At 74.1% G+C, this 1,252-nt stretch carries 1 protein-coding gene and 2 pseudogenes; 2 read left to right on the plus strand and 1 reads right to left on the minus strand.

Translation table 11 applies throughout. The features are described from left to right. A pseudogene (locus H5J33_RS35690) lies at positions 1-272 on the plus strand (hypothetical protein); the annotation flags it as partial. A 12-nt stretch (positions 273-284) separates the two neighbouring features. Here the strand turns inward: H5J33_RS35690 and H5J33_RS35695 are convergent. Beyond that, positions 285-689 carry a globin gene (locus tag H5J33_RS35695; protein ID WP_181798782.1) on the minus strand — a complete coding sequence of 135 codons (405 nt, stop codon included), beginning with the start codon at positions 687-689 and terminating at the stop codon, positions 285-287. Between the two features lie 85 nt (positions 690-774). On the opposite strand from H5J33_RS35695, the pseudogene H5J33_RS35700 reads away from it, so the two are divergent. Further along, a pseudogene (locus tag H5J33_RS35700) lies at positions 775-1,252 on the plus strand (methyltransferase); the annotation flags it as partial.

The following is a 1,252-nucleotide window of genomic DNA, read 5'->3' on the forward strand; positions in this document are numbered from 1 at the left end:
CCCGTACCGAGGAACTGGCGCCCGAGGCCCGTACCCGCGCGGAGCTGGACCGGATCGGGCGGGACATCTGGTCCCGGCGGATCGAGGGCACCGGGCTGCCGGTGCGGGCCGTGCACGCCGCCCAGTCCCTGGGCTTCCTCCGGCCGGGCACCGGGACCGGTGACACCGGGCTGTTCTCCTCGGGGGCGTGGCTGCGGCTGCGCACGCCGTACGGCTCGGTGGCCGTACGGCAGGCGGGGCCGCTCGGGTCCCTCGGGGTCAGCGTGCGCTGAGTCCCGCCCGGCTCAGCCGGGGGTGTTCACCATCGACGCGGCGGCGTACGTCAGGTAGTTCCACAGCGTGCGCTCGTGCTCCTCGGACAGTCCGAGTTCCTCGACGGCCACCCGCATGTGCCGCAGCCACGCGTCGTGCGCGGCCCGGTCCACGGTGAACGGGGCGTGCCGCATGCGCAGCCGGGGGTGGCCGCGGTTCTCGCTGTAGGTCGTGGGGCCGCCCCAGTACTGCATCAGGAACAGGACGAGGCGCTCCTCGGCCGGGCCGAGGTCCTCCTCCGGGTACATCGGCCGCAGGAGCGGGTCCTCGGCGACTCCCTCGTAGAAACGGTGGACGAGCCGGCGGAAGGTCTCCTCCCCGCCGACCTGCTCGTAGAAGGTCTGCTCCTGAAGCGTGCCGCGCCGAATCTCATTCACCCGTCCATCGTCTCAGACGCGGTGACCCAGGACGGAAGACCTAGGACCGCCCCGTGCGCGGGCACTCCGCCCCTACTGTGGACGTATGGGCGGCTACGACACCGGCATCGAGGCTCTCGCCGCAGCGGCGCGGGCCGAGCTGGTGCGGGAGATCGACGCCGACGGGGCCTGGGCTGGGGACCCGGTGTGGCGGGAGGCGTTCGCGGCGGTGCCCCGGCACCTGTTCGTGCCGTACTACTACGTGCCCGGGCCGCGCGGCTACGAACGCCGCTGGGGGGAGAGTCCCGAGCCGGCGGCCCGGGAGCGCTGGGTGCGGGGCGCCTACGCGGACGTGCCGCTGGCCACCCGGCTGCGCGACGGCGAGCTGGTCTCCTCCAGCAGCCAGCCCTCCCTGATGGCCCGGATGCTGGTCGCCCTGCGGGTGGAGGACGGCCACCGGGTCCTGGAGGTGGGCGCCGGCACCGGCTACAACGCGGCCCTGCTCGCCCACCGGCTCGGCGACGACGGCCTGGTGACGACCGTCGACCTGGAACCGGAGATCACCGAGTCGGCCCGGCGGCACC

It is taken from the genome of Streptomyces sp. WELS2 (assembly GCF_013870595.1).
In the GTDB taxonomy this organism is placed as follows: domain Bacteria; phylum Actinomycetota; class Actinomycetes; order Streptomycetales; family Streptomycetaceae; genus Streptomyces.